The organism is Acinetobacter sp. CFCC 11171, from assembly GCF_003268405.1.
Lineage (GTDB): Bacteria > Pseudomonadota > Gammaproteobacteria > Pseudomonadales > Moraxellaceae > Acinetobacter > Acinetobacter amyesii.
Genome location: NZ_LQXP01000017.1, coordinates 45,176 through 71,282 on the forward strand (window position 1 = coordinate 45,176; position 26,107 = coordinate 71,282).

At 40.1% G+C, this 26,107-nt stretch carries 22 protein-coding genes and 1 pseudogene; 8 read left to right on the forward strand and 15 right to left on the reverse strand.

Annotation, left to right across the window (positions count from 1 at the left end; translation table 11 throughout):
- Nucleotides 1-10 precede the first annotated feature (10 nt).
- The 3 genes from miaA to tsaE are packed head-to-tail and all read right to left on the reverse strand — an operon-like array spanning nucleotide 11 to nucleotide 3,443.
- Nucleotides 11-955, reverse strand: a complete 945-nt coding sequence (miaA, locus tag AVJ20_RS09790; RefSeq protein ID WP_111885070.1) for a tRNA (adenosine(37)-N6)-dimethylallyltransferase MiaA — start codon at nucleotides 953-955, stop codon at nucleotides 11-13.
- A 6-nt stretch (nucleotides 956-961) separates the two neighbouring features.
- Complete coding sequence (mutL, locus tag AVJ20_RS09795; protein WP_111885071.1) at nucleotides 962-2,974, reverse strand: DNA mismatch repair endonuclease MutL; 2,013 nt, start codon at nucleotides 2,972-2,974, stop codon at nucleotides 962-964.
- Nucleotides 2,964-3,443, reverse strand: a complete 480-nt coding sequence (gene tsaE / locus AVJ20_RS09800; RefSeq protein ID WP_111885072.1) for a tRNA (adenosine(37)-N6)-threonylcarbamoyltransferase complex ATPase subunit type 1 TsaE — start codon at nucleotides 3,441-3,443, stop codon at nucleotides 2,964-2,966. The genes mutL and tsaE overlap by 11 nt, the downstream gene beginning before the upstream one ends.
- Nucleotides 3,444-3,578: 135 nt before the next feature.
- On the opposite strand from tsaE, the gene AVJ20_RS09805 reads away from it, so the two are divergent.
- The 3 genes from AVJ20_RS09805 (at nucleotide 3,579) to AVJ20_RS09815 (ending at nucleotide 5,486) form a co-directional block, all read left to right on the forward strand.
- On the forward strand, nucleotides 3,579-4,484 hold the full coding sequence (locus AVJ20_RS09805; protein ID WP_111885073.1) for a pseudouridine synthase: 906 nt from the start codon (nucleotides 3,579-3,581) through the stop codon (nucleotides 4,482-4,484).
- A 112-nt stretch (nucleotides 4,485-4,596) separates the two neighbouring features.
- A complete protein-coding gene (locus tag AVJ20_RS09810; RefSeq protein ID WP_078193683.1) occupies nucleotides 4,597-4,944 on the forward strand; it encodes a type II toxin-antitoxin system RelB/DinJ family antitoxin in 348 nt (115 codons plus the stop codon).
- Between the two features lie 98 nt (nucleotides 4,945-5,042).
- On the forward strand, nucleotides 5,043-5,486 hold the full coding sequence (locus AVJ20_RS09815; RefSeq protein ID WP_078193684.1) for a GNAT family N-acetyltransferase: 444 nt from the start codon (nucleotides 5,043-5,045) through the stop codon (nucleotides 5,484-5,486).
- A gap of 160 nt (nucleotides 5,487-5,646) precedes the next feature.
- On the opposite strand, the pseudogene AVJ20_RS09820 reads toward AVJ20_RS09815, so the two are convergent.
- Nucleotides 5,647-6,342: pseudogene (locus AVJ20_RS09820) on the reverse strand (pseudouridine synthase); the annotation flags it as partial.
- 151 nt (nucleotides 6,343-6,493) lie between these two features.
- Here AVJ20_RS09820 and AVJ20_RS09825 point away from each other — a divergent pair.
- The gene (locus AVJ20_RS09825) at nucleotides 6,494-6,949 is read left to right on the forward strand and encodes a DUF441 domain-containing protein (RefSeq protein WP_111885075.1); all 456 of its coding nucleotides are present in this window, start codon (nucleotides 6,494-6,496) and stop codon (nucleotides 6,947-6,949) included.
- A gap of 32 nt (nucleotides 6,950-6,981) precedes the next feature.
- On the opposite strand, the gene AVJ20_RS09830 is transcribed toward AVJ20_RS09825, so the two are convergent.
- From AVJ20_RS09830 to AVJ20_RS09870, 9 genes are all read right to left on the reverse strand, one after another.
- A complete protein-coding gene (locus tag AVJ20_RS09830; protein ID WP_228157193.1) occupies nucleotides 6,982-8,148 on the reverse strand; it encodes a CynX/NimT family MFS transporter in 1,167 nt (388 codons plus the stop codon).
- Between the two features lie 305 nt (nucleotides 8,149-8,453).
- The gene (locus AVJ20_RS09835) at nucleotides 8,454-9,464 is read right to left on the reverse strand and encodes a sensor domain-containing diguanylate cyclase (protein WP_111885077.1); all 1,011 of its coding nucleotides are present in this window, start codon (nucleotides 9,462-9,464) and stop codon (nucleotides 8,454-8,456) included.
- 253 nt (nucleotides 9,465-9,717) lie between these two features.
- Nucleotides 9,718-9,984, reverse strand: a complete 267-nt coding sequence (locus AVJ20_RS09840) for a gamma-glutamylcyclotransferase family protein (protein WP_228157194.1) — start codon at nucleotides 9,982-9,984, stop codon at nucleotides 9,718-9,720.
- A gap of 69 nt (nucleotides 9,985-10,053) precedes the next feature.
- Nucleotides 10,054-10,974, reverse strand: coding sequence for a LysR family transcriptional regulator (locus AVJ20_RS09845; protein ID WP_078189020.1), 921 nt, complete (start codon nucleotides 10,972-10,974; stop codon nucleotides 10,054-10,056).
- Nucleotides 10,975-11,217: 243 nt separating this feature from the next.
- Nucleotides 11,218-12,933 carry an AAA family ATPase gene (locus tag AVJ20_RS09850; protein WP_111885078.1) on the reverse strand — a complete coding sequence of 572 codons (1,716 nt, stop codon included), beginning with the start codon at nucleotides 12,931-12,933 and terminating at the stop codon, nucleotides 11,218-11,220.
- A 96-nt stretch (nucleotides 12,934-13,029) separates the two neighbouring features.
- Complete coding sequence (locus tag AVJ20_RS09855) at nucleotides 13,030-15,045, reverse strand: hypothetical protein (protein ID WP_111885079.1); 2,016 nt, start codon at nucleotides 15,043-15,045, stop codon at nucleotides 13,030-13,032.
- 214 nt (nucleotides 15,046-15,259) lie between these two features.
- Nucleotides 15,260-16,027 (reverse strand): 1-acyl-sn-glycerol-3-phosphate acyltransferase, encoded by a 768-nt coding sequence (locus AVJ20_RS09860; protein ID WP_111885080.1) that lies wholly within the window; start codon nucleotides 16,025-16,027, stop codon nucleotides 15,260-15,262.
- A gap of 11 nt (nucleotides 16,028-16,038) precedes the next feature.
- Entirely contained in the window at nucleotides 16,039-17,154 is a 1,116-nt protein-coding gene (locus tag AVJ20_RS09865; protein WP_111885081.1) for a beta-ketoacyl-ACP synthase III, read from the reverse strand.
- 30 nt (nucleotides 17,155-17,184) lie between these two features.
- The gene (locus AVJ20_RS09870; protein WP_416240544.1) at nucleotides 17,185-21,102 is read right to left on the reverse strand and encodes a DUF3418 domain-containing protein; all 3,918 of its coding nucleotides are present in this window, start codon (nucleotides 21,100-21,102) and stop codon (nucleotides 17,185-17,187) included.
- Between the two features lie 1,333 nt (nucleotides 21,103-22,435).
- Between AVJ20_RS09870 and ahpC the strand changes: the two genes are divergently transcribed.
- The 3 genes from ahpC (at nucleotide 22,436) to AVJ20_RS09895 (ending at nucleotide 24,192) form a co-directional block, all read left to right on the forward strand.
- Entirely contained in the window at nucleotides 22,436-22,999 is a 564-nt protein-coding gene (gene ahpC / locus AVJ20_RS09885; RefSeq protein ID WP_078193727.1) for an alkyl hydroperoxide reductase subunit C, read from the forward strand.
- Nucleotides 23,000-23,290: 291 nt separating this feature from the next.
- On the forward strand, nucleotides 23,291-23,767 hold the full coding sequence (locus AVJ20_RS09890) for a hypothetical protein (protein WP_111885085.1): 477 nt from the start codon (nucleotides 23,291-23,293) through the stop codon (nucleotides 23,765-23,767).
- 218 nt (nucleotides 23,768-23,985) lie between these two features.
- A complete protein-coding gene (locus AVJ20_RS09895; protein ID WP_078189026.1) occupies nucleotides 23,986-24,192 on the forward strand; it encodes a KTSC domain-containing protein in 207 nt (68 codons plus the stop codon).
- A gap of 86 nt (nucleotides 24,193-24,278) precedes the next feature.
- On the opposite strand, the gene AVJ20_RS09900 is transcribed toward AVJ20_RS09895, so the two are convergent.
- Both AVJ20_RS09900 and AVJ20_RS09905 read right to left on the reverse strand, forming a co-directional pair.
- Nucleotides 24,279-24,872 carry an O-methyltransferase gene (locus AVJ20_RS09900; RefSeq protein WP_111885086.1) on the reverse strand — a complete coding sequence of 198 codons (594 nt, stop codon included), beginning with the start codon at nucleotides 24,870-24,872 and terminating at the stop codon, nucleotides 24,279-24,281.
- Nucleotides 24,873-24,929: 57 nt separating this feature from the next.
- Nucleotides 24,930-25,148, reverse strand: a complete 219-nt coding sequence (locus AVJ20_RS09905) for a DUF1653 domain-containing protein (RefSeq protein WP_111885087.1) — start codon at nucleotides 25,146-25,148, stop codon at nucleotides 24,930-24,932.
- Nucleotides 25,149-25,431: 283 nt separating this feature from the next.
- Between AVJ20_RS09905 and AVJ20_RS09910 the strand changes: the two genes are divergently transcribed.
- Nucleotides 25,432-26,107: thioredoxin family protein (locus tag AVJ20_RS09910; RefSeq protein ID WP_171319256.1), on the forward strand; the 676-nt coding region annotated here is incomplete at its 3' end.

Consider the following 26,107-nt stretch of genomic DNA (forward strand, 5'->3'; position numbering starts at 1 on the left):
AAATTTTGCTTTATCCGTAGCACTTTCGCAAGTCTTCTTGAGCCTGCTGCGCAGTTAAATATGTAGTAAATTTATGCGTTTCTTGCAAAGATCTTAACCAAGTATATTGACGTTTTGCAAGTTGTCGTGTTGCAAAAAGTGCCTTATCCTCCATTTCACGCTGTTTTTCGCTACTTTGATCACTATTTTTCAAAAAATCTAAAGCTTGACGATATCCAACTGAACGCATAGAGGGTAAATTTTCATCTAAATCGTATTTTTCAATGAGAACTTTCACTTCATTCAAAAATCCAATTTCCCACATTATTTTTAGACGTTGAGCTATACGCTCATGTAATTCTAATCGGTCGGGCAATAATGCGTAATTATGAAAATTGTAACGGTATGGTACGTTTTTAGGTTGCTCAGCTTGTAACTGCGTAATGGGTTTACCTGTTAACTTAAAAACTTCGAGCGCACGGATAATTCGTTGCTTATCACTCGGTTTAAATTTTTCACCTGCCAATGGGTCTACATTGCACAGTTCTGCATATACAGCATCCCAACCTTGCGACTCAGCTTTGGCTTCAATTTCAGCACGTACAGCATAGTCTGCACTTGGTAAATTTGAAGACAACCCTTCCAATAAAGCCTTGTAATACAACATTGTACCACCAACTAAAATCGGTGTTTTACCCCGTGCATGCATATCATCAATCAGCACACACGCATCTTCCACAAAGTTCGCTGCCGAATACACTTCCACCGGACTGATAATATCAATCAAATGATGTGGATATTTCTCCAACTCAGCTTTACTTGGCTTGGCCGTACCAATATCCATATCCTGAAAAACCAAAGCAGAATCGACTGAAATTAATTCGAATCCACCTTGCTCGTATAACTCACATGCCAAGGCGGTTTTACCGCTTGCAGTTGGTCCCATTAAGTTGATGACCGGCAATTGATTTGACATGTAAAACTACTCTCCCCGAGCAAAAAGTTTATCTAGCTGTGCCAATGGAAACGCACGCCACGTCGGACGCCCATGGTTACATTGGCTGGCAAATTCAGTTTGTTCCATCTGACGCAGTAATGCATTCATTTCAGATAGACTTAAAATACGGTGTGCGCGTACAGCGCCATGACAAGCCATGCCTGCCAATATTTGATCACGCTTTTGTAGTAACCCTGCAACCTGATCACTTGGGTCTAAATCATTTAATAAATCTGGAATCAGCGCATCAAAGTCTGCTTTATGCAAAATGGCAGGAACACCTCGGACAATGACTTGCTCATCGCCATATTGGTCTATTTCTAAACCTAGGCGTGCCAATTGTTCTTTGAGCTCATCGACGCGCATCGCTTGCATCCGACTGATACTGACGACTTTAGGAATCAGCAACTGCTGTGATGTCCAAAACTCAGGTTTATCCCAAGCTGTTTTCATCTGTTGCAAAACAATGCGTTCATGTGCCGCATGCATATCAACAATGATTAAACCTTCGGTGTTTTGGGCCAAAATATAAATACCATGCAATTGCGCAATGGCAATCCCCAAAGGATGCTCATCAACTTTCTGCTGAATATGTTCAGCTAAAGCGGTATCAGGATCATTTAACGACTCAGTTTGACGTAAAGGCGCTAAATAACTTTGCAATGCATTATTGAGCTGTCTGGAACCCGCTATATTTGACTGATATCCAGTGCTATTGTTCGACGCATTTGAATATTGCTGTGTATAAGCTTCCTGACCTGTTGGCGCATGATTTGACGCATATTGCACCGTTGCTGGCGAACTAAAGTCAGTAAGTCCACCTGCGATCTCTGGACTGACAAAATTTGTGCCTTGCTCTGCAACTGGCTGAGGTTGATGTAATGAAAATTGTTCCTGATGACGCGGCTGCGGAATAATATTTTCGTGTGCCTGCCCATCAAGTTTCATTGCAGCTGACAATTCGGCGGTCGCGGTTTGAAATTGCGCTAATGTCGATTTGGCAAAATGACGAACAAACTCATGTACTTCACGTTGATTTAGAAACCGAATTTCATGCTTGGTCGGATGCACATTCACATCGATATTTTCAGGATCAACTTCCATAAATAACAAATAAGCGGCATGTTGATGTCCATGCAAAATACCGTCATAAGCCATCCGAAGTGCATGTGAAACTGTCTTGTCTTTTACGATACGTCCATTCACATAGACGTATTGCATATCGGCCTGCGCACGTGCATCTGAAGGATGGCCTAACCAACCACTGAGACGCATATTGACGCTATCAGCATCTATCCAGTACGCATTTTCAGTAAATTGACGGCCTAATAATTGTTGTACCCGCTGAAAACGCAGCGCGCCACTGTCTGCAATAGGCAAGTTCAGCTTAATACTATTGTTATGCTCAAGGACAAAACGTATATCAAAATGGGTCAGTGCCAAACGACGGACAATTTCTTCGATATGTCCAAACTCAGTCCCCGGTTTTTTGAGAAACTTACGCCGTGCAGGCACATTAAAAAATAAATCTTGCACACGAATGGTGGTGCCTTGCGTCGCTGCCACAGGCTGAATTTCTTGTGAATCAAATGCAGTGCCATTTACTTCGACCTGATAGCCTACACCGTCATCATTTTGGCTACTGGTCAAAGTCAAACGAGACACCGCAGCGATCGAAGCCAAGGCTTCCCCACGAAAACCTAGACTTACAATGGCATGCAAATCTTCAGCAGTTTGGATTTTACTGGTGGCATGGCGCATGACCGCCAAAGGTAGATCTTCAGGGTGGATGCCCCGACCATTGTCTATTATTTCAATCAGTGTACTGCCGCCTTGTTCAATACGAACAATCAGCTCAGTCGCCCCTGCATCAATGGAATTTTCCAGTAATTCTTTGACCACAGAAGCAGGACGTTCAATCACTTCCCCTGCGGCAATTTGGTTGGCTAAGGCAGGATCAAGCGTTCGAATGCGGCGGGCACTGATTTCATTCAGCATGGTTAAATTTTTGCTCCAAAGCGTTTTGCAAAGTTTCTGAAGAAGAGCTTAAAGTCGCTGTACGGGTGCTTTCATCCGCAGACTTTTCAATATTAATAATTAAATCAGCCTCAGGGATTTCGTCGCCCCCTTTAGATGGCCATTCAAATAAAAATAGGGCGTTCGGCGTTTCTAAATAATCACGGATACCCATAAGCTCAAGCTCATAAGGGTCATTCAGACGATATAAATCAAAATGAAAAATATCTTGTCCTTGAATATTGTAAGGTTCAACCAATGTATAGGTTGGACTTTTTACCGCACCTTGATGACCCAAGTGTTGTAAAAAATAACGTGTTAACGTGGTCTTTCCTGCACCCAAGTCACCAATTAAATACGCTACACCCGTCGTAAAATGCGTCGCCAGTACGGTAGCTAAGTTTTGGGTATCGACTTCACTATTAAGTTCCAGACTGAATGAATACTGCATATTACTCACAACATGTACATAAGAATTAAATATGATAGCATCGCACTGGCTAAAATGGATATGTTCACACTATAGATTGAGCATTTTTCATGATGTGTTCTCTGCTTTATTTGCTCAGTTTTTAGATCTTTCTTCATGCATAGTTTTGAATTTACTCCCCCGATGATCAATGGTGTCAGTGCCAGCAAAGTCTTCCTTGACGGGCAACACACACAAGCCTCTACCGTTTATACATATTTGTGTGAGCAATTTCCTCATATCCAAGCAGCAGAGTGGCAACAACGATTTAAGGATGGTCTAGTCTATGCTGCAGATGGTGACGCTTTAACGATAGACAGTCCTTTTGAAGCAAATCATCATGTTTATTATTATCGATTCTTAGCGCATGAAATTCATGTTCCCTTTGAGCATCAGATTTTATTTGAAAATGATCATTTCATCGTGGTCGATAAACCGCATTTTCTCACCATGAGTCCGACCGGTCAGTATGTACAAGAAACCTTGTTGGTTCGACTCAAAAAACAAACACAGCTTGAACACCTAACACCGATTCATCGTTTAGATCGTGAAACTGCCGGCGTGGTGCTCTTCTCCAAATGTGTCGAAAGCCGTGGGCTATATCAACAGATGTTTGCCAAGCGGCAAGTTCAAAAAACCTATCATGCCATTGCAGCTTATCGAGATGACTTAAATTTCCCAATCACAACTCGCTATCGTATGGAAAAAGGTCAGCCATTTTATACCATGCAACTGGTAGATGGTGAGCCTAATAGTGAAACATACATTAAGCTCCTCCAGCAGCATGGAAACCATGGAAAGTATGAATTAAATCCCCATACCGGCAAGCAACACCAACTTCGTGTGCATTTAAATGCTTTGGGCATTCCAATTCAAAATGACCCCTTTTATCCAGTAGTACAACATAAGGCAGATGACGATTTCAGCCAACCTTTACAACTACTTGCGAAACAGCTTGAGTTTATCGATCCTGTGACAGAGCAGGCTTTTCAATTCAGTTCTGCCTATGAATTGACACTGTAAATCTATTGTCATTACATTAAATTGATAAAATACTGCCAAACTTTCTTGAATTTATAACAGTTTTGATTAGAATAAATGCGAAAAGTTAAGTATTTAAAAGCTTTCTAAGAATATGAGAAAAACTGAAGTCTACCAAATCCGTCTCGATTCACAGGAAAAGAAACAGGCCTTTGCCGTTTTTAAACAATTAGGCATTACACCTGCACAGGCTGTACGTCTATTCTTTAAACAAGTTGTTTTAACCAAATCGATCCCCTTCTCTATTGAAAACCAAAATATCAATATTGAACAATTGATTAAGTTACGCAAATTAAAACAACAAGAAGCCCAAGCCATTTCAACCATTGAAATTAGCCCTGCTGAATTAGAAATTTTAAATAATGATCCATTATTAGATGATGATCATCTCGACTTGTTTGAAGAACTCAATGCAATTTTGGGTGAAGGTGACAAAACTTAACACTGTCGCATTTATAAACAATTTATAAATCAACCAATTTCGAAATTTCGATATGCTTCATGCAAGACTGATAAAAATAGCATGGAGTATAGAAAAAAATGATCGTTCGACGCGCAACAGAAGCAGACCTTCATCCACTTGCTGTTTTATTTGATGAATATCGCCAATTTTATGGCACCTCTTCTAATCTTGATATCTCATATAAATTTCTAAGACAACGTTTTGAAAATAATGAAAGCGTAATTTTTATTTGTCTAAAAGATGAAGTGATTACTGGGTTTATCTTACTGTATTTGGGCTTTTCATCTGTGGCTTGTTCAACCTACTATATTTTAGATGATGTCTATGTCAGCCCTGTATATCGTCGTCAGGGTTCAGCCAAACAATTGATCGATACCGCAGTTCTCTTTGCACAACATGAAGGTGCGCTTCGAATCAGCCTCGAAACTCAAAAAAATAACTATCACTCACATCAACTCTATGAATCGATGGGCTTCATTAAAGATGATGAATTTCAAACCTATCATTACTTTATTCGCTAATGCTCTGCTAGGCATTAAAAACATCATCAACGCATATTAGAAACGCATCTTTCGATCAGTAGATTGCAGACATATTAAGGGGCTTTAATACTGCACACCCATCCTTCAAATGATGACCTATCAAAGCCCAGTACACATTACTATGCAGTGATATTTTCGCGAATTTCGATTGTTCAATTTGCGCTGCATTCAAATAGATCCATTCACCCTCAGCGAGATCATCAAGCTTTAATTGTCCTATTTGAGCACGATGTAAAGTTTCAACTTTATTGCCGACAGCCGCCAACATCCGCTTCACTTGATGATATACCCCTTGATGAACAGTCATTTGTAATTGCTGTGAAGCCAATAGCTGCACATCGGTTGCAGCGAAAATGCCTTTTTCGTTTCGCAGCTCCACGCCTTGTTGCAATTGTTGTATTTGCTCAGGTGTCACAGGATCTGCGGTATGCATCGAATATACTTTGGCAACATGCTTTTTAGGGTGTGTCAGCGCTTGTAGATATTGACCATCATCCGTGAGCAGCAACAGTCCCGTGGTGTCTTGATCCAGTCGCCCGACGCATTGCAGACCACGATTTAACAGCACATCATCAAATAATTCAAAAACACTGAAATGATGAGTTGCCTGATGTGAACATTCATAACCTTGGGGTTTATTTAACGCGATGTAAACATGCTCACGATAGGTATAGTCCTGTCCATGCACACTGTAAGTTAAATCATTCAAGTCCAGTTTTTGCTTTGGATTATCTACAATCTCACCGTGTATTTCGACCGCACCATTTTTAATCAACTGTTGGCAATATTTACGCGAACCAAAACCTTGTGATTGCAGCATTTTTTCCAAAAACATAGAACAACCTAATAAACACCATATATTGCTATTTTATACTGAACAACGAGCCAACTTGCAGGAAAAATAGCGGAAATGATCTTGAACGCCAGTTTTTAATGTTTCTGCGCTACACTATTGATTATTTATTGAAGTTTCTCACGAATATCCTATGTCTCAGTTGGATTTAAATCTGATCGTGTTATTGGTGTTATTGGCTTGTGGCATCTTTAGCCACAATACAGCGATCACCATAGCAGCAGGTGTCTTGATTGTTTTCCGCATCACGCCTTTAAGTGAATTTTTCCCCTATCTGCAACAATATGGCTTAAACATTGGCATTATTATTTTAACCATTGGGGTACTCACGCCGATCGCTAGCGGAAAAATTCCTGGTGATTCGATTTTAAAATCCTTTTTAAGTTGGAAATCCCTCGTCGCAATCGCCATTGGCATCTTTGTCGCATGGCTAGGCGGACGTGGTGTCAAACTGATGTCAAATCAGCCAGATGTGGTTGCCGGACTATTAATTGGGACAGTCGCAGGTGTTGCCATGCTGCGTGGTGTACCTGTCGGCCCACTCATTGCAGCAGGCATCTTGTCGCTACTGATTGGGATTAAACAATAAGGCTGTTGCTGACATAGCGGTTTAACAAAATTTTAATTTGAGCCATGCTGCATTTGAAATAAACGTCGACTAAGCATGATTCCAACGAATGATAATGCTGACATCAAGATCCCCACCCAAAACCACGCTCCAGTTTGTGAAACTACGGTGGCAATCACAGGTGGCAGAACAAATTGTGATATGGCAGAGCATTGTAAAATCATGCCGACCGTCGTACTAATTGCCGCAGGATAAGGTGCAAAATGCAGTGATTGCGCAAAGACCGTCGCAGCAACCAAGCCTCCAAAAAGCGAAAAACTAAACACCGTTAAATATTGCAGTAAAAAAGGTAACGCATCTTTAGAGAGATAAAACCCTAAGGAGCAAATGATCAAAACAGCAAAACCCAGTTGGACTAAAGTTTTAGCTTGAAAACCACGCTGTAATAGCAGTCCACACCCCCATGTGCCCACAGCATTCGCAACGGCAACACTGGCTGTTAAAGCACCCGCCAGTTCTGCTGAAATTTGGTTTTGGGCATAAATCATCGGTAAGAAGCCCACCAATGCAAACCACTGCCCTGCATATGTCCCAAAAATGAGCGCCAAAAGCCATGCTGCAGGATGTTTCAAGGTATCTCTAATGAGACCAATAATAGGTGTTGTATTCAGCGCCACATTAGGCTGAGGAATAAACATAGCGATACAGAGTAGTAATGCTGCAGTAATCATAGCGAAACTGAGCCAAACCACACTCCAACCATATTGAGCAATTAGAAATGGCGCAACCAATAAGGCTATGCCCATACCTCCGCCCATATAAGCACTCCACAGTCCCATCTTTGCGCTGATGTGCTGTAGCGGTACAAGCTGACGGATAAATGCAGGCCCTGTGAGTGTCACCAATAAGAAGCCAAAGCCTTCTATGACACGCAGAAGCAACAAGGCATCAAAGCTTTGTGCAAAACTCCCCCATGCACTTGCCATCGTTAATAAACTTAAGCCTAGTAATATACATAGCTTAAATCCAATTTTTTGGATATAACTGCCAATCAACAATGCAAAGCACATTCCTGCACCCTGTACTAGTGAGAGCAATAAACCAGACTGAATAAAGCTAATGCCGAGTTGCTGTTGTAATACAGGTATTGCGGGCGGTAGTTTCCCGATATGCATTGCAGCAATAAAACCTGCCGCAATAATGAATAAATCTTTTGACATCCCTTTCATTGAATTGTCATGCTCTTTTCGCCATGCAATAGTGCACAGCTTAACAATTCAAAATATTATTTTGAGTCAAAAAACAAATGACCTTAGATGATTTTTCAATTATTTAATCATCTTGCACCGTCACATGCTAAGCGCACTTTGATTTAAATTAAACAACGTTACTTAGTCATGTCATCTGCAATTGTTTGAGACAACACGTATTCCAATCAAAAATGTTTTTTCTGATACTTTTAATAATTTGGCGGTAGTGAAGGAATTCACCTGCATAACAATTAGTGAATTATTTAAGCAGTGAGTTATTCAATATTTACTTGTTTCCGTTCACGCTTATTGGCGTACATTTTCAAATCAGCCATTTCGACCAATTGATCGATGGATTCGGCATCCTCTGGAAATAAAGCCATGCCAATACTGGCACCAATTTTCAAGCTCATTTGCTCGAATGCAAATGGCAGTCCGCAACTTTCTGCGATTCGATTCATCGCCGTTTGCGCACGCTCTAAGTTGGCAATATTGGTTAAAATCACAGCAAATTCATCACCGCCCAAGCGTGCAACCAAGTCATCTTGACGCGTTTCACGCAAAATGCGCTGCGCGATTTCTTTCAGTGCAGCATCCCCAATGCGATGTCCAAACTGATCATTAATCGGCTTCAGACCATCCATATCAATCATCAAGATACCCAACACTTTTTTCTGCGCACGTGCTTTTTCTATCCCTTGGCGTAAAAAGTCGACAAACAAAGCCCGATTAGCTAAGCCGGTTAAGCTATCTTGCGTCGCCAATTTATATAGCTCTGTCGCACCGAAACGTGTCGCATGGTACATCGCCGCAGCGATCAACTCAGACATCAAACTTAATATATGCAAGTCGGCTTCCTGAAAGGCATCGACTTGGTCAGAGTAAATCTTTAAAACACCAACACCTTCATCACAGTGAATCAATGGCACCACAGCCATCGAACGCAACCCGACACGTCGACATGCCACGCGATCTACCCGTGCATCTGTTTCCGAATCTTGGCAATACAGTGTTTGTTTTTGCGCTATACATAGACCCGATAAACTATTTTCAATATGAAGTCTTAGACCCAGTAAATGGCTCGCCCCGCCAGACACTGCACGATAGACCATATCACCATCTTCAGCCAACTCTACAACTGCACCTTTTGCATGTGTAATCTGCTGCGCCTGTTCTGCAACTACGGTCATCACTGCATTTAGATCTAAACCCAATTTGGCAATAGCTGTCTGAGTTTGAATCACAGACATGAGTTGAGTTGGTGATGGTTCTATAGTATTCGGCATGATTGAGCTCAAACAGGGTTCAGTGTGAGATACAGCTCAATTCTAAAAATTATTCATCCACTTGTATAGCAATCTTAAAGTGATTTCTGTGCATTCAAGCACTTTAGATACAACTCATTGAGATACTACGCTTTAAAAGAAAATGCACTCAAGGAAACAACAGAGCAAGCAGAATCATCGATACATATTTCGCAGGTTGGGGAAAGTCATAATGTATGGATGACCCACGTATTTTACGACTCTCCCCTCAATATTATTTCAAAGCGTAAATTTCACTCTGCATCCATTCTCCGCCTTCCAATTGCACATCAACAGCCACACGTTGATATTCAGCACCTTCAAATTCATCTAAAGCCGCCCAATGTGCGGCTAAGTTTTCAGAGATAAAAACATAGCCTTCAATGGTTTGACCTGCCTTCGATAAACGAATGCCCGGACTGCCCATCGCCGCACCCCAGCCTTTATCTTCTAATTCACCCCACACCACACCTTTCTTCCACTCGCCACCAATGCGATCCATCACGTGAGCATTGGGCTGACCTAGACGTCATGTCCCGTATACAAAAAGACTCTGTGTCATAGATCCTCCTTAGTTGGAATAATATTGATTGCGCTTTTGTGAGAATTTCGCCAACTGTTTTAGGAAGCCTTCAAAATAGCTTTTTTCAGCCTCTTCGGTACGATAACCGGCGTACAATGTCCGTCTTAAACCTTCAGGTGAAACACAATCTAAACGTCGAGAGGTCACCCAACCTTTTTGTTCATATTCATTTACCACCCAATCTGGTAATGCCGCAATACCACGACCACTTGCAACCAACTGAATCAGCATCTGGGTCAAATCTGTAGTACGAACGTGTTTAGGCTGAATATTGGCCGGTAAAAATAATTTTGCCATGATATCTAAACGATGTTTATCGACCGGATAGGTAATCAGCGTTTCTTCTGCTAATTCTTGAACAGTCACATTTGTCGCACGAACCAATGGATGTGTATTGGACAATACCAAACGAGACTCATATTCAAAGATAGGGAAATATTCCACACCTTTTAAATTGATTGGGTCTGCCGTAATCAGAAGATCAAACTCGCCCGTTTGTAATAGTTCATGCGGATTGGCTTCAAAGCCAGAGGCAAAGTCTAAATCTACATCGGGGTATTGCTGACGGTAGACATTCAATAACGGCATCAGCCAGTCAAAGCAACTATGACATTCTGAAGAAAAAATAATTCGGCCGGTTTGACCATGCACAATCCGTGTAATGTCCGATTGCGCAATTTGAACTTGCGGCAAAATGTCATCAGCAAGGCGTAGTAAACGTTGCCCAACATTCGAAAAAGTAACAGGACGTGTGCGTCGGTTCACCACCTCTACCCCATACCAATGATCTAGCTCTTTCAACTGGTGTGAAAGTGCAGAAGGCGTTAAACACAGATCATTAGATGCAGCGACCAAAGAACCGTGTTCTCTGAGTGCCAATAAGGTTTTGAGATGGCGTAATTCCAACATGATTGTTCTCAACTAAACTTGGGAGCAACTTTGCAATCGAATAGTTTTCGCAAAGCATTAATGAATTATACTCACCTTATCATTATTTTATTAAGTTTTATTCATTTAAAGTTTTATTTGGAACTTTAATCACCAATTCATCGTTTTTAAGCAGATGCAAAGGATGAAAATAAACACGATGCCCTTATTAAAAAAGCCAGATTGATCAATCTGGCTTTAAATGTATGTAATCCAAAGAATGTGTTATTCCACAAATAATAAAGCCAAACGAACTTGGTCATAACCCATGCGTGGACTGGTCAACTCCACAATTGGGCGCAGCTTAACCGTGCCGTCATCATTATAATGTGCTGGGTCTTGTCGCTTCGCCAAGCGTTTATAGATTTTACGCACCTGTTCAACCACGTCTTCTCCCGGATGTGCCACCGATATATCTAAACCTTGCTCTTTTTGCAGACGAGCCAAATGGTTAATAATCGTAGCAGGTGTTAAACCACGCTCCACTGCAATATCTTGAATTTCATAACCTTCTTCAAACAATTCACGAGTTTGATCTAAAGTCGCTGTGGCAAAGCTTTGTTTCGCACCAGTTTTGGCAATTTTCTTTTCATTGCGCTCGATTTCCACTTCATTCAGTGTTCCGCCACAATGGCGAATAAAGGCTTTGTGTTGAACGGTTAAATCAGCCTCTGCAAAATTGGTTTCCGCTTCATCAGAGAGTTCCTGAAAGCGTCGATCGGCTTTAATCGCCAAACTGTCGAGTTCTAAGGCTTGTTCATTAAAACCAAGTAAACGCAAACCATCTAATGTTTTTAAACGCGACAATGCCACATACCCCTGACCCTTTTCAAATGTATGCGTCAAGTTAATTTCAGCCGCTGCAAGGGTCATCCCTTGAGATTTGTGAATGGTAATCGCCCAGGCTAAACGCAGTGGAATTTGTTGGAAACTGGCAATGGTTTTACCATCATCATTATCGACAGACCATGTTTCAGGTTCTACCACCAAGGTCGTGCCATCAGTGAGTTTTACTTTAGGCAAGATGCCATATTCATCATCTTCTTCAAAACCTATCACTTCACCGAGGCTGCCATTGATATAGCCCACGTCAAAGTTGTTTTTTACAAACATCACTTTGGCATTTTTCTTTAAGGTCAAAGTTTCCGGCGCACGCACTGAAGATTTTAAGGTTTCGATCAGTTTATCATTACCATCACATTGGGCTTCAAACTGGCGAGATTCTTGCTCAATTTCATTTAGATGTTTATAGTTAATACTATCTACATCCATATTATGGGTATACAAGCGCGTAAAGGTTTCACCTATATTTTGTGAACTTGTCTGCCTTAAAGCATGCAAATGATCGCCAGTAATTTGCTGAGCACGAATCGCATTTAGAATATCATTGAGATAGTCATTACCCTGACGATGTTGTTCGGTCAAATAACACACGCGAAACTTCGCTTCTACCCATGCCTCAGACATAAAACAAAACTTGTCACGGTTTAATTCACCTTTGCGTCCCACAGGGGGTAACTGGAAGAAGTCACCTGCAACAATGACTTGAATCCCTCCAAAAGCATCTTCACTGTCTTTAAAAAATTTTAAAACTTTATTCACCAAGTTTAATTGCTTGGCATGCAACATCGAAATTTCATCGATGATTAAAACTTGGGCATTTTCCAAATGCTCTTTTAAATATTTACGTTCTTTTAAGCGCTTTAACTCATCTTCGGAAATCGCATCTTTAATCCCAATCCCAGCCCATGTATGAATTGTCATGCCATTCATATGGGTTGCAGCAATCCCTGTAGAAGCCGTAATTGCCACCGGCACTTTGCGCGCTTTCAGATAATTGATGTATTGATTTAAAGTATAAGTTTTACCTGCACCAGCCGAACCTGTTAAAAACACATTTTCGCCTGCTTTAAGCAGCTTGAGTGCAGTTTCTTGTTTCATAAGACCTATACCGTAAAAGAACGGCTATAGCCTAACGATTTTTGACTCAAAAGTTAAGCGCACAACACAGTTTACTAAATCCGTATTTTGCCAATCTTACTTTAAGCTATTGAACCTATTTAAAAATTCTTTGGCGATATTTACTTTTTCTATTTCTGCTTGGGTATTATTTGAATACTCAAGTTGATCAAAAACCAAAATGTGGTTTTGCACATGACAGCCCAAAGTCATCGAAACATGCAAAATGGGATGATACATATGAAAAGCTACATATACTCTTGCAATGATACTGGCGCTATAACTTGATGCCAAACAATGTTTAAATTGAATAGATTCATCAATAATTCGATCGATAGTTTTTAATTCTTCAAAGACCCACTCTTGAAAATATATTTTGTCTTCTGTTGTAAATGGCTGCCAGACTGTTGTCTCAAATTTACGCTTTAATTGAGATAACACTTCTTGCTTTTGTTGCTTAGCATGCCAATACACCGCCTGATGAAAGACCCCATTCCAGGTAATATTTTTAGGGACTGTATGACCTGTAGAATAAGTCGCACTGACATAATCACGCACATAGGCATCAAATACAGATACTCTTAAATTAGCATGCTTTAAATAAAATAAATTTCGAAAATCCTGCAGTTGAATTTTATGCTGTCGTAACATACTTAAAAACTGGCGATTTTCTTGGGTTTCTGGACGGATATAATCCATCAAAGCCTGTGGTAAATGCTGTGTACAACGCATTAAATGCTGCAGATAGGCCTGCATAATACGGCTCAAAGGTAGATAGACTTTTTTTATGGCCTGATCCTCCGCGCCTAATACCTGTCGCATTAAGATCAACCACTCATCTAAATACAAAATCGATGGGCTGATCACTACACGATGGTCATCATGCTGCTGATATTTTCGCTGTAAAACAAACTGCAGATTTTTTTCATGATTAAACCAATCATGTTCATGCGCAATCGTATGGCAATTTTGAATAAATAAGCGCGCTGCAACAAACTGAAAATGTTGTAGGGTTGCAAGAATCAATGCGGGATGAATATGCTGCGTATCGACAAAACTTAATGCCGTCACAGCCACTCGTACATTACTGTGTTGAAAATTACGACTCAGCCAATCCAACACTTCGGCTGACTGCTTGAACATCCATCGCACTGCACGGTTGTTATCGAGTATAGGGAGTTTTCCACATTTTTTTTGCCAAATTGCTGTGGCTTGCACAAAATTACTATGGCTTAATATGTCCTGCTCTGCCCAAACATCCCGATGCATCAAACGAATAAAACCCAACAAATTGGGACGCTCATATGCATGGTCGAGCAACAAAATAATATCTTCTATATGTTCATTTAATTCTTGTAAATTGAACCGATCTTCATAGCTCAAACTCATGATCCGGTAAATCGTTGGATCTAAAAATTGTGCTGTAGCAAAACAAATCTCGTCCAAACTATCCATCAAGACCTGTATCGGCAATATTTCAGCTTCTGTAAGTGAATGAAGCGCAAACATCTGCTCAATCTTTTGCATCAACCAATGTGGTAGACAGATTTGGCATTCGATATACGTTTGTAATAGCGGCGTCTGATAAATCTGCTGCTCTTGCATCAGCTGATCAAAAATTTGCGCTTCAACTGCTGTCATCTGTGCTAAAAACTGCTGAACACGCGCTGGCCCATTTAGATGTTGAAAAATCGACTGTAAGATCAATTGTCTAAATTGCTGTGCTTTTTCTCTGAGCAAGAGTGAATGTTGCGGCTTTAGGTCGCCAGTAAAAAAATATAATTCATGAAATAAGAAATCTTCTATTGCTTCAATACATGGCACTGTCGAATGCAATTCAGCAATTTTGATGGGTCTAAATGGACTTCTAGGAAACTGATAGCCAATCGATTCACGGCTTTGTAGTTGTAAGGTACACAGTCCATTACACAGTTGAATGCGGTGCAGCTCTTGCTCAATTTTAAAGATATTTTGTGAATTGAGTACTGTAGCAAGATCCATTTGCTCTTGATACAACTGCTTTAAACTTGGAGATATTCGAATAAGTTGCCGAGCAATATGCTCTAACTGCGGGGTCAAGCTTGTCTTTTCCATCTTCCGCCCTAACGATCGTTGATTATTTTTCAACCTTCACTATAGTCAAAGTTTAATGCTCCGACTACTGCCATTAATCAGCCAAATAGCTGCACAAAAGGTCAATACAAAGGCATTCAATAAAAAAGTCTAAAAGCTATTGTTGTGACAAAATTCACCATGATTTTGAGCTGTGACGAATAAAAAAATGGATGAAGTTGAAGAGTAGTTACTATTATTGATTTGTAGAATGTTGTTCTGAACGGATTTTTTTAAGCTGTTCTATCGCAGTGTAAATATCTTGTTGTAGAGCCTCTCGATAGAGCTTTAAATCCTCCACACTCTGAATATGACTTAAACTTTGACGGGGTAAAAATTGAAAATAGAATGGAATGCGCTTGGGGATAATACGTTTGGGTAAAGACGGAATCACATCACCATGACGTAATAATTTATCGAGTTTTTGTATTTTTAATAGTTGTTTAAACCAACGATGTTCAACGATCACACTGGCATCAAAGCCCAGTTCAAAGACTTCATCTCCACCTAAAGCGGCAAAAGGCACAATGTCATAATTAAATTCTTGCGCCAGTTTTAAAAAGCCATAACGTTGCTTCCAGATCAGTTGATAGGCTTCCCCTTTTCGCTTCAAAACCTCTCGACCACCACCGGGAAAAACTAAAATGGAATAACCTTGTTGCATCACTGTTCTGACATAGTCCTGAATACCTTGGACTGCACCGAACTTTTTGACTATGCCACGCCAACCGGGCAAATAAAAATGGCTATGATCAGCAATACTGACCACAGCCACTTTATGTTCATTGTAGAGATAATCAATAATCACCGGTGAATCGAGTACACCGTAAATTGTATGATTCCCTACATACATTGCAGGTTTTGATGCATCAATATATTCAGCGCCAAAAAAGGTCGGCGTGAAATACATGCGGGATAAAGCGCTTAAACGCTTTATCCATTTTGCATCATGTTCAACCTGCAAATGTGCTGACCTTAGGCAGCATCATGTTTTTGAACAAGTACAGAACCTACTGAGTAGCCTGCACCAAATGAGCAAAGTACACCATATTCGCCATGGTTTACTTCATTCGCAGTACGGTGCAATGCAATAATGACACCTGCTGATGAAGTATTGGCAAATTCATCAAGAATGATTGGCACAAGGTCTGGCTGAGCATGTTCTTTACCCACAACCAGTTTCAGAATCAATTCATTCATGCTGGCATTCGCTTGGTGTAACCAGAAGCGTTTTACATCTGTTGCCGCAATTTTATTGTCATCCAATTGCTTAGTGATCATTTTCGCCACTAATGGACACACTTCTTTAAATACTTTACGACCGTCTTGACGGAAACGGTTGTTGTCGATGTCAGCATCGACTTCACTCATATTTAAGTAACCGAAGTTGTTACGAATGTTGTTTGAGAACTGAGTAAACAGGTCAATATCCAACACTTCAAAACCAGCTTTGGTTTCAGTTTCTTCAATGATCGAAGCCGTTGCAACGTCACCAAAGATGAAGTGACAGTCACGCATACGGAAATCTGTGTGACCAGATGTGATCTCAACGTTTACCAATAACACTCGACGAGCGCCTGATTTGATCGCGTCATAGGCTTGCTTGATACCAAAAGTTGCAGCTGAACATGCAACGTTCATGTCATAGGCATAACCCTGAATACCCAACGCAGTTTGAATTTCAATTGAAACGGCTGGATATGCACGTTGAATATTTGAACAAGACAAAATCACTACATCGATGTCTTCTGCAGTCACGCCTGCATTTTCCATCGCTTGTTTAGCAGCAGCTACGCCCCATTCCGCTTGAATAGACAATTCATCATTTGAACGTTCATGCAATACTGGACGTAAACGTTTTGGATCTAAAATACCGCTTTTTTCAGCAACATAACGTGCTTTCACGCCAGATGCTTTTTCGATAAATTCTGCACTTGAACCACGGCGCGCTTCTAGCTCACCGGCTTCAATTTTTTCAGCATTATCACTGTTGTACTGTTCCACATAAGCATTTAAAGCTTCAACTAACTCTTCGTTAGTAATTACGTCTTCTGGATGATAAAGACCTGTACCCGTAATGCGGATGCCCATGTAAAACTCCTTTTAGAAAATACCTATATCTTAACTGATTCCGAGCTTATCCCATACTTTTTGCAAGCGGGATGGAGAAATTGGCATCTTGGTCTTCATTGGTTGAGAGAAAATAGAGATGCGTAACTCCTCAACCATGAAATACAATTCTTTAAGGCGAGTGTCATTTTTAAACTTAAATAATTTTTCCATCCATGGGTCAACTTGATCAATGGCAGAATTGTCCCTTTGTAGGTTATTTGGCAAGCGGTCTAAACGCAAGACTAATGCCTTCAAATATCTTGGAAATTCGAGCCACACATCGGAAGTTTTGCCATAAACAAAATCTGAAAGTTGCATCAAATCGAGTTGATCTTCAATGTCATCAATGTTCTTTCCAAACACAGAATCATCTAAAACCAACAATTTCCGACGTATATCCTGCCATTGAATATAGGTTTCGGTTAAGACGGCTAATGCTTGTTGCCCATGGGTTAAGAAAGATTTCTTTACATTTAAAATCAGGTTTTGGTACTCCTGCACATTGACAGGTAGCTCATTTATTGCAAGCTGAAGTGTGGCATAAACTAACATTTGCTCTAGTTTGGCTTTGTCACCTAGCGGTGAATAAGCCAATGCCAAGGGTTTAGAAATCTGTTTTTTCAACTGACGAACTAAGTCACCCAATTGCATATGAACCAAACGAATGATCCCTTCGCGGTGTTGTTTGACTGCTTCAAATTGGTCATTGAAGGTCTGAATCACCACGCCAGATTCGTCTTTGGCATCCAACTCTGCAAAGCCTTTGACTGGAACAAGCGCTTGGTATTGTTTCACCACCACACCCGTGACTTTTTGTGATGCTTCGAACACAAAATTATCAGGGAAGGTTTTAAACTCACCTTTTAACTGTTTGACTGGGCTATGAGTTTCCGTACGACAGCGTGCTTTGAGTTCATCTAGATCACGACCTTGCTCAATCACACGGCCTTTTTCATCAATGACTTTGATTAAAGGCAGCAGATATTGCTCAACACGTTCCCAAGAAAAGTCCTTATCTGTGATTTGCTCACCACGCAGTTGGAACGCCAAGAAACTAAAAATATGCTCGCGCAAATGCACGGCATCGACACGATCCATTAATTTACGAGCCGTATCTGGTATTGGCACCAAGTGACGGCGTTTATCCTTAGGCAGTGCTTTAAGCAAGGCTTCAATCAGGTCTTGTCGCCAACCGGGTATGCCCCATGACCAAATATTTTCATCCACTTGCGGCAAAGCTTGAACTGGAATTTTGACCGTTGCACCATCTTCATCATGACTTGGGTCAAAACGATAACTTGTAGCCAAACGCAGTTCACCATTTCGTAGGTAGTCTGGAAATTGCTGGGTCGTTGGACGGTCATTCATCCAAAGCGCATCATCATCGATAAATAAATGCCGTGGATTTTTCGGTTCTACCGTTGCACGCCAATCTTCAAAACTACGACGACTTGCCACCTCTTCAGGCACTTTTGCAGCATAAAATTGGTAGATGGTTTCTTCATCCACCACCAAATCACGACGACGCAGTTTATCTTCAACACGCTCAACTTCTTCGAGTTTTAATAAATTGTGTTTTAAGAACGGCGGCGTAATACCCAAATGTCCCGTCGTCAACGCATCGCGTAGGAAAATTTCATGCGCCGCCGGATGATCCACTTTTTCATAATTAATCTGACGACGTGGCTCAATAATCAAACCAAATAAAGAAATTTGATCATAAGCATTCACCACACCAGCTTTTTTCGACCAATGCGGCTCAAAATAATGATGCTTCAATAAATCGCCTGCAGCCAATAAAATCCATTCAGGTTCAATTTTCGCCAATGTACGAAGATATACCTGAGAGGTTTCCACCATCTCAAAAGCCATGACCCAAGGTGTATTGGTTTTATGCAAAGTTGATGCAGGGAAAATGCGTGCCTTTTGCTGACGCACCGCCATGAATACATTGCGTTCATCTGTTTTATTGGCAATAAATGAAAGCAACCCTGTTAAAAGCGCACGGTGCAAATTTTCGTAATTGGCCTTCTTTTCATTAAAAGAGAGTTTCAAGCCCTGAGCTAAATCCACCAATTGCTCATGGGTTTTTTTCCACTCACGAAGACGTAACCAACTGAGGAAATGATTGCGTGCAAATGTACGACGCTTATTTTCACTCATGTCACGGTTAGCAACCAAAGCTTCCCATAATTTAATATAGAACAAGAAATCCGAGTCAGCTTCACGGAACAAAGCATGTTTCTGATCGGCCTGCATTTGTTTATCCGCAGGACGTTCACGTGGATCTTGTACCGCTAAAGCAGCGACAATAATCAAGACTTCATTTAATACGCCAAAATGCGCTCCACCCAAAATCATCCGTGCAAGACGTGGGTCGATCGGCATTTTCGCCATTTGCTGACCAATTTTGGTTAAAGCACCACCCTTCGCCGGAGGAAGTCCCCCTTTTGTAAAGGGGGATTTAGGGGGATTACTTTCAATAGAATCTCTCCCAACCCCTCTTTGCGAAAGAGGGGCTTTCCCTTTCTCAACCATCGCCCCAAGCTCAATCAAAAGCTTACGACCATCATTCACCAAACGATGATCTGGCGGCTCAATAAAATCAAAGTCTTCTAATTCACCAAAGCCCAAACTTTGCATTTGCAAAATAACCGAGGCCAAGTTGGTTCGTTTAATCTCCGGTTCGGTAAATTCAGGACGACTCATAAAGTCTTCTTCTGAATACAGTCGAATACACACACCCGGTGCAATACGACCACAACGACCTTTACGCTGATTTGCTGCTGCTTGTGATACTGCTTCAATCGGTAAACGCTGTACACGTGAGCGATAGTTATAACGGGATATACGTGCAAAGCCACTATCAATTACATAGCGAATATTTGGTACAGTTAAGGCAGTTTCTGCCACGTTGGTGGCAATAATAATCCGTCGCCCACCACCCGATGGATTAAAGATCTTTTGTTGTTCTGCCAAAGCCAATCGTGCATATAAAGGTAAAACTTCGGTATGTCTTGGCCCAAACTTTTGCAGTGTTTCTTGTAATTCTCTAATTTCTTGTTCGGTGCTGGCAAAAATCAAAATGTCCGCATGTTCAGGATGACCTTTTTCCTGTGCATCTTGAAAACATTCTTCTACTGCCGAAACAACGGCACGCGGTAGATTTTCTTCAAAATCATCAAACTCATCGTCATCACTGCCAACAATACTCAGCTCTGAAATCGGACGATAACGGAGTTCTACCGGAAAGCTTCGACCTTCGACTTCAAAAATAGGTGCCCCATTAAAGTAATTCGAGAATCGATTTACGTCTAAAGTTGCTGAAGTAATAATGACTTTGAGATCTTTACGACGAGGCAAGAGCTGTTTGAGATAGCCCATAATAAAGTCGATATTCAGCGAACGTTCATGCGCTTCATCGATAATAATCGTGTCGTATTTATTTAAGAATCGGTCATTGGCCAGTTCAGCCAATAAAATACCATCGGTCATTAACCGAACGATGGAATCTTGTGAACCTTGTTCATTGAAACGAACTTTAAAGGAGATCGACTCTCCTAGCTTTTCGCCCACTTCTTCTGCAATACGTTGCGAAACGCTACGTGCAGCCAATCGACGGGGTTGAGTATGACCAATCAAACCCGTTAAACCACGACCTGCAAGCATGGCAATTTGCGGTAACTGCGTGGTTTTACCCGAACCGGTTTCACCTGCCACAATAATCACTTGATGCTTTTGAATCGCGTCAATCAGTTTGTCTGCATACTGCGTAACAGGTAAGTCTTGATTTAATTTAATATTTGGAATGCGGGCAATCCGTTCGCGCACTTTCGCATTCGACTTTTCAAACAAATCTTGAAATTTTTCAGGATTGGCTTCTTTGCCTTTTTTCAGCCGACTTAAGCGATGGCGATCACGAACCATGACCAATTGATCGACATTTAACTGACTTGGCACAGATGCATTATCCTAATAATTAAAATAGAACCGAATATTTTACGCTGTATGTAAAAATAGTGAAAGATGAATCTATTTTTTGCGTGCCTGAAACCAATAGATGAAGCCGAACAGAATAAAATGATAAAAAACTAAAATTGCGGCCAATAACTAACAATTGCCACATGCTTCTATACTGTCATGTAATAGCTGATAAAATGGCACTGTATAAGACATACTCAACGGCACAATTAAAAACATCAATAAAATGAAAGAGATGATCAAAAAATGACGAATAGATTTTGTTAAGCACAAAAAAATTGAGAATAAAAAGCAAATCAACGCAATAAAAATAAATAAAAGAGGTTCATCCGATGAAAAACCATTCATTTCAGCTTAATAAATAATTTGATTCGGGCTAGCACCTTGAATTGAAAGCACATTCTTGATTCATCCAGTACAGAAAAATAAACCCACATGCTGACTAGAATACGCAACTCAAGCTTATCCATTTGAAAGCTTTATACATTAGTTTCAGTGCCATAGAAAATGTAAACGAAACTAAAAACAATAAATATGCTCTGCCCGATCACCCATGCGAACAACCAACCATTATGACAATAAACAATACTGTCATAGATAATTTTTGAAATTGAAGCAGTTTCTATCATTAAAATGATGATGAATTGAAAAATCGCATATAGCCATAATATAACCACATACCAAGCACGTCTAAATGATAGCAACAGTGGGAAAAAAAAGAAGATTCCAACGATTCCCATGGTACTCAATAGCGTAGGATCATCTGATGAAGTTCCAAATAGTTCATTAAAGTAGGTCGCTTTTTGAGGTTGCAAGTATTCATAGATACATAAATTAGTACCTGTGTCTTCAACTTTAAGAATACATAGTGATGCAAATGCAAGACTAAGAATGGCAATGATACGAAAAAATTGACTAAGCACCTGATCAAATCTGGAGTCATTTTATGTTCATGCCATCTTATATGAACAAATTCTATAATTTGAAATATTTTTTATAACTTTTTTAGAGATCACCCTTGAAATCTTATGCCACAAGCATCATGTTGGTTACAGACTTTGAAAAGATGATTTTGTCATTTTACTTTCAACTTTATATGGCATTGATATGGCTTATATCGAATGAAATAATGATAAATAATCGTTATTGCTGAAATAGTTCTGGAGTGTACTAATTCGGATTTTCCGATATTAGTTATGTAAAAATACTATTTCAGCAATAAGAAAAATTTCTGTACCCTATTGGAAATCAAAAACAAACCTCAATCATGGAGACAATGATGAGCTTAATTAATACTGAAGTTAAACCGTTTAAAGCACAAGCATTCCAAAATGGTCAATTCATCGAAGTAACTGAAGCTGATCTTAAAGGTAAATGGTCTGTTGTATTCTTCTACCCAGCTGACTTCACTTTCGTTTGCCCAACTGAACTTGGTGACCTTGCTGACAACTATGCAGAATTCCAAAAACTAGGTGTTGAAATCTACTCAGTTTCTACTGACACTCATTTCACTCACAAAGCTTGGCACGATTCTTCAGAAGAAATCAAAAAAATCCAATACGTAATGGTTGGTGATGCGAACTGGACTCTTGCTAAAAACTTTGATGTATTAATCGAAGCTGACGGTCTTGCTGATCGTGGTACTTTCGTTATCGATCCAGAAGGTAAAATCCAAATCGTTGAAATCAACGCTGGTGGTATCGGTCGTGATGCTCAAGAACTTCTTCGTAAAGTTAAAGCAGCTCAATACGTACACGCTCACCCAGGCGAAGTTTGCCCAGCTAAATGGAAAGAAGGCGACGCAACTCTTGCTCCTTCAATCGACCTAGTTGGTAAAATCTAATCTGTATTAGATTGAACTGATTCAAAAACCACGCTTTTAGCGTGGTTTTTTTATGCCTATTATTTGCGAGTATATACCTCCATACACCCTACGCAGTTCACACTTTATTCCTACAACTTTAACGCTCAAGCACATTCCACATATCTGTAGATATTCATCAAGTTAGAGCTTACACAAATATAATAAAAATGCGCCGCAAACTTGATTGTATAGGCTTACATCTTTGCCGGTATTTCAGTATTTTTAACATGAATTTTAGGTCAATTGCTTATTTCAGGAAGATGTAAGCCCATGAAAAAATATTTCGTCTCGATCAGTTTAACTTTATGTTCGTTTACAACTTTTGCTGCCGTGAACTGCGAAGGTGAAATTAAAAACCAAAGTATTCGTGAAGATATTAAAGTCAAAAAAAATTGTCAGCTTGAAGGTTTAATTGTTCATGGTAATATTATTTTAGAAAACGGTGCCAGTGTTGAACTGCATGACAACCACATCAAAGGCAATATTGAATCGAATAAAAATTTTACCAAGATCATTGCCAATCATAACAATATCAGTGGCAATGTCGATTTTACGACAGGGAAAAACATCCAACTCCTCAATAACCAAATTTCAGGCGACCTGAAATTAAAGAAAAATAACGGCAATATTGTTCTAAATAATAATGAAATCGCAGGTAATTTGATTTGTCTTGAAAATGCTTTTTCAATTAATGGCAGTAACAACCAAGTCAAAGGCAATAAATCTGAACAATGCCGTAGTTTTTAACTCCCCCGACACCAACAAGTGAGAATGACGCTTATGGCATTTCTCTGAACTGGCATTATTTTTATCAAATTAGTTGATAAAGAAATGAAAAAAATGTGAGATAAAACATTATTTTTTAACAATTCTGCAATACTCCATGCCCTGAATTTGTCTTAATTTCAAAAGAGATAAACCTTTAACTGCAGTATGACTATAACAACGCAATAAGGGGGTGGCTTATGACAACAACTGTGGTAACTTCTTGGAAATACAGTTCTTCTTCACGTTACTTAAAAATATTTTATGCGAATGGTTCTGGGGATCTCTTTTATCCAGTTTCACCTTTTATTTATGATAATTTACTTCGATGTAGTGATAAAACGGCATTTGTCCACAAATATCTAGAATATGATCTACATTTTTCACGAGTAAGCTTACAGGGTTAAACCGCTACAAGTTTAGCGCTATAGCAACAGTATTTTTATTAATTAAAAAATATTTTCGATGAAATCAGGGCTGAATGCCCTGATTTTTAGTTACGCCAAGTCACCATAAAGAGCCCTGCGCCCACATTTAATGTTGTACTGATAAAACGATCATCCGTTTCAACACGCTGGATAAATTCAGCGACCTCATCGGCATGTGACAGCACATTGTCCACGATTAACACGCCATTTTGAACTTGTATTAATTCAGCTAAATATGACCAATACGCCACATACGCATCACGTTCTGCATCCAATAAAATGAAGTCATAACGACGATTTGAATGCTGTAAAAAATGCAGTGCATCGCCATGATGAAATTCGATGTATTCGGATAAAGCTAAATTTTCCGCATGCTGTTTAGCTTTCTCAATGCGCGCTGCATCAATTTCAATGGTTTCGACCCGCCCTTGTGTAGACTGCGCAGCATCTGCTAACCACAGCGTGGAATAGCCTGTAGATGTTCCAATTTCCAAGATCTGTTTGGCTTGTTTTAAGCGAATTTGCATAGCTAAAAACAGTGCAGACTCAGGCTCAATATTTCGGTAACGCGCAAGTCGGTGATTTTGCGCAGCATCGTGAGCACTAAAGTCTGCATAGAGTTGTTGCATATAGTTTTTAAAATTTGCATCCATGCTCATGATTCTGTCCTTTTGTTATTTCTTTCATATTTAAAGATTAAAGTACTAAATGTCTGCTCAGTGGGTTTCTTGGATCAGCTTAAAACGTGGAATTACTTCACCATCAATTTCAACGGTTTCCATAAACATCTCTAAGGGTCTGACCCACATGGAATAATCGTCATACAAGCACTGATAGACTACAACTTTTTCACCCGTTTCACTATGTGTTGCAACATGAAAAACTTGATACAACTGACCTTTATAATGCTGATAAATCCCTTGCTTAACCTGCATGCCATTTCCCTAAAATGTTCTCAATACAATAGCGTTGACTCTAGCATTCTCTCGCTTAAAGCGCGATGAATTCGTTTATTTTTCCACTATTTAACTTGCATTTCTCGATAATGGCCCAATATTGACTGCATTCACATCGGTATATTCTTATGATTTAGAAAGAAATTTAATCACTTGATTTGTAAAACCGATTAATTTTATAAAAACAAACCGTTTCACCTATTTAATGGTTTGTTCTATCATTCTCTCATCAAATAAATTTACTCCTCTGGAGACGTTAGCAATGTTAGATCAAAATACTTCTGCTCAATTGAAAACCTTACTTGAACGCCTTGAAGGCCCGATTGAAATCGTCGCGACTTTAAACGGCACGGACAAATCAGACAAAATTAAAGAATTTGTGACTGAAGTTGCTGCTTTATCTGATTTAGTGACTGCACGTTTTGACGGTAACAACAGCCGTGCGCCAAGCTTTGGTATTGCAAAAGCAGGTGAAACACCACGCGTATTCTTCGCAGGTCTACCGATGGGCCACGAGTTCACGTCTTTGATTCTAGCTTTGCTACAAACTTCAGGTTATGCACCGAAAGTTTCTGACGAAGTACTGAACACTATCAAAGGTCTAGATCTTAAAACTGACTTTGATGTGTTTGTATCTTTAAGCTGCCATAACTGTCCTGACGTGGTTCAAGCACTTAACTTGATCGCAATTTACAACCCAGATACAACTGCAACCATGATTGATGGTGCATTCTTCCAAGAAGAAGTGGAAGAACGCAAAATCATGGCTGTACCAATGGTATTCCAAGACGGCAACCACATCGGTCAAGGTCGTATGACCTTGGAAGAAATCATTGCCAAATTGGATACTAACTCTGCAGCGAAAGATGCTGAAAAGTTAAATGCCAAAGACGCCTTTGATGTTCTTGTGATTGGTGGTGGCCCTGCGGGTAATACTT

Excerpts from the sequence above, each read along its gene's own strand:
- miaA (WP_111885070.1), bottom strand. The coding sequence starts at position 955 with ATGTCAAATCAATTGCCGGTCATCAACTTAATGGGACCAACTGCAAGC.
- mutL (WP_111885071.1), bottom strand. The coding sequence starts at position 2,974 with ATGCTGAATGAAATCAGTGCCCGCCGCATTCGAACGCTTGATCCTGCC.
- tsaE (WP_111885072.1), bottom strand. The coding sequence starts at position 3,443 with ATGCAGTATTCATTCAGTCTGGAACTTAATAGTGAAGTCGATACCCAA.
- AVJ20_RS09805 (WP_111885073.1), top strand. The coding sequence starts at position 3,579 with ATGCATAGTTTTGAATTTACTCCCCCGATGATCAATGGTGTCAGTGCC.
- AVJ20_RS09810 (WP_078193683.1), top strand. The coding sequence starts at position 4,597 with ATGAGAAAAACTGAAGTCTACCAAATCCGTCTCGATTCACAGGAAAAG.
- AVJ20_RS09815 (WP_078193684.1), top strand. The coding sequence starts at position 5,043 with ATGATCGTTCGACGCGCAACAGAAGCAGACCTTCATCCACTTGCTGTT.
- AVJ20_RS09825 (WP_111885075.1), top strand. The coding sequence starts at position 6,494 with ATGTCTCAGTTGGATTTAAATCTGATCGTGTTATTGGTGTTATTGGCT.
- AVJ20_RS09830 (WP_228157193.1), bottom strand. The coding sequence starts at position 8,148 with ATGTCAAAAGATTTATTCATTATTGCGGCAGGTTTTATTGCTGCAATG.
- AVJ20_RS09835 (WP_111885077.1), bottom strand. The coding sequence starts at position 9,464 with ATGCCGAATACTATAGAACCATCACCAACTCAACTCATGTCTGTGATT.
- AVJ20_RS09840 (WP_228157194.1), bottom strand. The coding sequence starts at position 9,984 with ATGGATCGCATTGGTGGCGAGTGGAAGAAAGGTGTGGTGTGGGGTGAA.
- AVJ20_RS09845 (WP_078189020.1), bottom strand. The coding sequence starts at position 10,974 with ATGTTGGAATTACGCCATCTCAAAACCTTATTGGCACTCAGAGAACAC.
- AVJ20_RS09850 (WP_111885078.1), bottom strand. The coding sequence starts at position 12,933 with ATGAAACAAGAAACTGCACTCAAGCTGCTTAAAGCAGGCGAAAATGTG.
- AVJ20_RS09855 (WP_111885079.1), bottom strand. The coding sequence starts at position 15,045 with ATGGAAAAGACAAGCTTGACCCCGCAGTTAGAGCATATTGCTCGGCAA.
- AVJ20_RS09865 (WP_111885081.1), bottom strand. The coding sequence starts at position 17,154 with ATGGGCATCCGCATTACGGGTACAGGTCTTTATCATCCAGAAGACGTA.
- AVJ20_RS09870 (WP_416240544.1), bottom strand. The coding sequence starts at position 21,102 with ATGGTTCGTGATCGCCATCGCTTAAGTCGGCTGAAAAAAGGCAAAGAA.
- ahpC (WP_078193727.1), top strand. The coding sequence starts at position 22,436 with ATGAGCTTAATTAATACTGAAGTTAAACCGTTTAAAGCACAAGCATTC.
- AVJ20_RS09890 (WP_111885085.1), top strand. The coding sequence starts at position 23,291 with ATGAAAAAATATTTCGTCTCGATCAGTTTAACTTTATGTTCGTTTACA.
- AVJ20_RS09895 (WP_078189026.1), top strand. The coding sequence starts at position 23,986 with ATGACAACAACTGTGGTAACTTCTTGGAAATACAGTTCTTCTTCACGT.
- AVJ20_RS09900 (WP_111885086.1), bottom strand. The coding sequence starts at position 24,872 with ATGAGCATGGATGCAAATTTTAAAAACTATATGCAACAACTCTATGCA.
- AVJ20_RS09905 (WP_111885087.1), bottom strand. The coding sequence starts at position 25,148 with ATGCAGGTTAAGCAAGGGATTTATCAGCATTATAAAGGTCAGTTGTAT.